Source organism: Phormidesmis sp. 146-12 (genome assembly GCF_052939495.1).
This window is the reverse complement of the sequence record NZ_JBJPHS010000168.1, coordinates 1-5,045: the sequence shown is the minus strand read 5'-3', so window position 1 is coordinate 5,045 and position 5,045 is coordinate 1. Positions and strand designations below refer to the sequence as shown.

The following is a 5,045-nucleotide window of genomic DNA, read 5'->3' as shown; positions in this document are numbered from 1 at the left end:
TGTCGATTTGTCGATTTGTCGATTTGTCGATTTGTCGATTTGTCGATTTGTCGATTTGTCGATCGATCTGTTTTACAAAAGCCCAAGGCAACGCTTAACACTTCATCTGTTTTTGTAACCGCTAAGATAGAATTGTTAAGGCTTCTTTACTGTGTTCGCTTCATCTGCGTTTTTATAAAGAAGACCCCAACCCTATTGCAGACTTCCCTAATCCTTTTCGCAGGAACCTTCCTATGACTCTCCCGATTCGCAACGTTGCGATTATTGCCCACGTTGACCACGGTAAAACAACTCTCGTCGATGCACTGCTCAAGCAAGCTGGCACGTTCCGCGAAGGGGAAGCCGTTCCGGACTGCGTGATGGACTCTAATGATCTGGAGCGGGAGCGAGGCATTACCATTTTGTCCAAAAATACGGCTGTCCGCTACAAAGAGACGCTGATCAATATTGTCGATACGCCCGGACACGCTGACTTTGGCGGAGAAGTAGAGCGCGTGTTGGGCATGGTGGATGGCTGTTTGCTGATCGTCGATGCCAACGAAGGCCCGATGCCTCAGACCCGCTTTGTGTTGAAGAAAGCGCTAGAGAAAGGGCTGCGCCCGATCGTCTTCGTCAACAAAATCGATCGCCCGCGTGCTGATCCTCACGTCGCCGTTGATAAGGTGCTGGATCTCTTTCTAGAGCTGGGGGCTGATGACGATCAGTGCGAGTTTCCTTACCTGTTTGGGTCGGGCTTGTCGGGGTTTGCCAAAGACACTCTCGAAGAAGAATCGCCCGACATGAAGCCGCTGTTTGAGGCGATTTTGCGCCACGTTCCGCCACCTGTGGGCGATCCCGAAAAGCCGTTGCAGCTTCAAGTTACGACGCTCGACTACTCAGATTACCTGGGTCGGATTGTGATCGGCAAGATCCACAACGGCACGATTCGCATGGGTCAGCAGGCTGCGATCGTCACTGAGACAGGCGCGATCGTCAAGTCCAAAATCTCCAAGCTGATGGGCTTTGAAGGTCTCAAGCGGATCGAAATCGCAGAAGCCACAGCGGGAAATCTGGTTGCGGTGGCTGGGTTTGCTAATGCCAACATCGGTGAAACGATTACTGATCCCAACGATCCGCAAGCGCTGCCCTTGATCAAAGTAGACGAACCGACCCTACAAATGACCTTCTCGGTCAACGATTCCCCCTTTGCAGGTCAGGAAGGCGATTTTGTCACCTCAAGACAGCTACGCGATCGTCTCTTCCGCGAACTCGAAACTAACGTGGCTTTGAGAATTGAGGAAACCGATTCTCCTGACAAACTCGCCGTTTCAGGGCGGGGCGAACTTCACCTGGGCATCTTGATCGAAACCATGCGCCGAGAAGGTTATGAGTTTCAGGTGTCTCAGCCGCAAGTCATCTTCCGCGAAGTCAGCGGTCAGCCTTGCGAACCTTACGAAACCCTCGTCTTAGACGTACCCGAAGAAGCGGTGGGCGGCTGTATTGAGCGCCTGGGTCAGCGCAAAGGTGAAATGCAAGACATGCAGGTGGGCGCGAATTCTCGCACTCAGTTGGAGTTTGTAATCCCGGCACGGGGGCTGATTGGCTTCCGGGGTGAGTTTATGCGGATGACTCGCGGTGAAGGCATCATGAACCACAGCTTCCTTGATTACCGTCCGCTCAGTGGCGATATCGAAACTCGTCGCAATGGCGTGATGACCTCCTTTGAGGAAGGCGTGGCCACCTTCTACTCCATGCAGAATGCGGAAGATCGCGGCGTGTTCTTTATCCGTCCAGGTGCCAAGGTTTACAAAGGCATGATCGTCGGCGAACACAATCGCCCTCAAGATCTGGAGCTAAACGTCTGCAAAACCAAACAGCTAACCAACCACCGCGCCTCTGGGGGCGAAGAATTGGTGCAGTTGAAAGAACCGATCGACATGAGTCTAGAACGCGCTCTAGAATACATCGGCGGCGATGAACTGCTCGAAGTCACACCTGCCTCGATCCGGTTGAGAAAGATCGCCAAAGCCAAAAAGCTGGCGAAAAAATAACTGAGCAGGGCGATACTCAAATCGCATCTTGCCTCAAAAACTCAAAAGGGACAGATTCAGCAAGTTCGCGATCTGTCCCTTCTTTTGTCGTTTGTTGTCGTTTGTTGTTTGTTGCTCGGTGTCTGAATTTATTCCAGCCGCTACACCGGATTGTATTCTCGTGCCGTCGGGTCAAACTCGCGATTGGACGATCGTCCCGGATCGTACCCTTCGTTGCGAACTCGTCGGCGCAGATCTCCCGCATCTGGCGAGGCTTTGACCGCATCGTCGGGGCTGATCCGACCCAACAGGATCAGTTCACACAGGGCTTGATTCATCACCTGCATTCCTTCATTGGTATCGGTCTCCATGAGTTGGAAGGCATCGGTTTCTAAACCTTTGAGCAGATAATCTTGCATCGCGGGAGTGTTGAGCAAGATCTCGTGGACTGCCGTCCGTCTGCCGTCTGTGGTAGGCAACAACTGCTGCGAAACCACCGAGATTAGCGATTCTAGAATCTGAGTCCGCATGGCGGCCTGTTCGTCAGGGTTGTAGATGTTGAGTAGACGATTGACCGTCCCGATCGCGCTCTTGGTGTGTAGGGTTCCCAAAACCAGGTGCCCGGTCTGAGCGGCTTTGAGCGCCGTATCGACGGTAATTCTGTCCCGCATTTCCCCGATTAGAATCACGTCAGGATCTTCCCGCAGTACAGCTCGTAGCGCCTGGTGAAACTCGTGAGTGTGTAGTCCGACTTCTCGCTGACTGATCAGACACTTATTAGAAGCGTGAACGTACTCAATCGGATCTTCGATCGTCACAATATGCCGACTGTCTGACTCGTTGAGTTCTCGAATCATCGCGGCGATCGAGGTCGATTTTCCTGATCCAGTCGGGCCCGTGACCAAAATCAAACCCTGGGGATAGGTAACCAGATGTTTGAGAACGGGGGGCAACCCCAACCCATCGATCGACGGCACATCCAGAGAAATCAGACGCAGCACGATCGCCCCACCTGTTAGCGTCTCAAAGCAGTTGACCCGACAGCGCAGAAACCCTGGATAGTAAATCGCGGTATCCAATTCTTGTTCAGTTTCAAACCGTCTACGCTGCTCAGGGTTGAGAATTTCCTCTAGATATCGCTTAAACAATTCTGGGCTGACAGATGCCTGCTCGCCGACGCGCGTAATTTGCCCCCGTACCCGAAATCGAGGCGGCTCACCCACGCGGATGTGAATGTCAGAAGCTTGTCGAGAATGGGCCTCTTTAACCATTTGCTCGATCGTCAAAATTCCCCCGATCGGTTTGGCTCTAGGTGTCCCTAACTGCACGGGAGGCGGTGGCGGCGGAACAGAATCAGCCTGGGATCGAGGGGAAGGAACGCCCTGCATTGGCATATCTCTTTTCGCTTTCTCGTCTAAAGGGTTGGAGTTGGTCATAATAAATCAGGCGGGTTCCAGTAAAGTAAGCTCCTGACCGGACTAGTTTGAGCGTCCACAAATTTTATCGGACAACTCAAAGATTTTCTAGCTTTTGCGAATGTACCTAAAATTCTATCGGCTATAAATCCTGTCACTCATGTTTTTTACGATTATTGTCTATTCAGGGGCAAGATAAAGCCTGAAACGAGAGAAATTTAAGAAGATTTGTGACTATCTCTTGAGTATTTTGTGAATATTTTATGAAGACTCTTTGAATAAATTGAGAATGAGCTTGCAAACTCGATTCGCACACTGGCTAGAAACTCACTGGTTGACCCCTGCCTATAGCGGTTGGGTGCTGGGTGGGTTGGCTTTGTTCTTTTTTATGGCGGCGACAAATACGCTGGCGGGCTGGCTGTATGTAATCAGTGGGGTGACGGTGGCGCTGTTGGCGATCGCAGCCTTCCTCTCGGCCCAAAATCTGCGGGGCATTCAGATTGTGCGTCGTCCAATCTATCCGGTTAGCGCGGGAGACGACCTGACGATCGAGCTATTGATCCAAAACACAGCCGCCAAGCCCAAAAGCCTGCTGCAAATTCACGATTTGATTCCTCATGTATTGGGAGAACCAGTCAGCAAAGTGATCGAGACGGTAAATGTCGAAAATCCGCAGTATTGGGTCTATCAGCAGCCCACGCAGCGACGCGGAGTTTATCACTGGCAAACGGTTCAGGTGCGATCGGCGGCTCCGTTGGGGCTATTTTGGGGGCGACGCAGCCAGACGGTGAAGGCAACGGCGATCGTGTATCCAACTGTCTTACCGCTAACGCGCTGCCCGCTCGTGGATGAAATCGGTCGAGAATCGAGTTTGCAAATTAACAGCGATCGTCGCGCTCAGACTGCGAGTGAAGGATTGACGCGATCGCTGCGTCCCTATCGCTGGGGTGACTCGACTCGTCTAATTCATTGGCGCACCAGTGCCCGCTATGGAGAACTGCGAATTCGCGAACTCGAACGCTTTACCGGAGGTCAAGAAGTCATCGTCTGTCTGGACAGCGGAGCCACCTGGGAGCACGAAGCGTTTGAATCGGCCGTCATCGCGGCTGCCTCACTCTACTTCTATGCCGCTCACCAAAATTTCAACATCCGTCTCTGGACAGCCGCCACAGGTCTAATTCAAGGCGAACAGCGGGTTTTGGAAACTCTGGCGGCCACCGATGCAGGCGAAGAAAATTTGCGGGGCGATCTGCCAACCTTGCCGCTCATTTGGCTGACCCAAAATCCGCTCAGTCTGGATGGGTTGCCCCAAGGGAGCCGCTGGGTACTGTGGCAGTCAGCGTTAAAAGAAAAAGCTTTGGCTCCTGGTATTTTGATTCGAGACGATCGCTCCCTTCAATCTCAGCTTCAAGACGCGCTCGATCGCTTCTAAGGAATGCGAATTCGATAAAACTTCTTCGCTGCGGTGATCACTCTGGGCAGCCCCCTAAATCCCCCAAAATTGGGGGACTTTGATAGAGAAAAAGTTCCAGAGTTCAAAGATACGCTGATCCAAAGTCCCCCAGAATGGTAGGGTTGATTTATTCTAGCCAGAGGGAAAGCCAACCATCGGCAACAACTG

General features: G+C 52.2%; 3 protein-coding genes. 2 read left to right on the top strand and 1 reads right to left on the bottom strand.

Translation table 11 applies throughout. The annotated features are described in order from the left end of the window. The first annotated feature begins 233 nt into the window (after positions 1-233). The gene (gene typA, locus ACKFKF_RS32785; RefSeq protein WP_446859316.1) at positions 234-2,030 is read left to right on the top strand and encodes a translational GTPase TypA; all 1,797 of its coding nucleotides are present in this window, start codon (positions 234-236) and stop codon (positions 2,028-2,030) included. Between the two features lie 140 nt (positions 2,031-2,170). Here the strand turns inward: typA and ACKFKF_RS32780 are convergent, their stop codons facing one another. Further along, the gene (locus tag ACKFKF_RS32780; RefSeq protein WP_446859317.1) at positions 2,171-3,445 is read right to left on the bottom strand and encodes a type IV pilus twitching motility protein PilT; all 1,275 of its coding nucleotides are present in this window, start codon (positions 3,443-3,445) and stop codon (positions 2,171-2,173) included. Positions 3,446-3,713: 268 nt separating this feature from the next. On the opposite strand from ACKFKF_RS32780, the gene ACKFKF_RS32775 reads away from it, so the two are divergent. After that, entirely contained in the window at positions 3,714-4,856 is a 1,143-nt protein-coding gene (locus tag ACKFKF_RS32775; RefSeq protein WP_446871580.1) for a DUF58 domain-containing protein, read from the top strand. Positions 4,857-5,045: the final 189 nt, after the last annotated feature.

Excerpts from the sequence above, each read along its gene's own strand:
- typA (WP_446859316.1), top strand. The coding sequence starts at position 234 with ATGACTCTCCCGATTCGCAACGTTGCGATTATTGCCCACGTTGACCAC.
- ACKFKF_RS32780 (WP_446859317.1), bottom strand. The coding sequence starts at position 3,445 with ATGACCAACTCCAACCCTTTAGACGAGAAAGCGAAAAGAGATATGCCA.
- ACKFKF_RS32775 (WP_446871580.1), top strand. The coding sequence starts at position 3,714 with ATGAGCTTGCAAACTCGATTCGCACACTGGCTAGAAACTCACTGGTTG.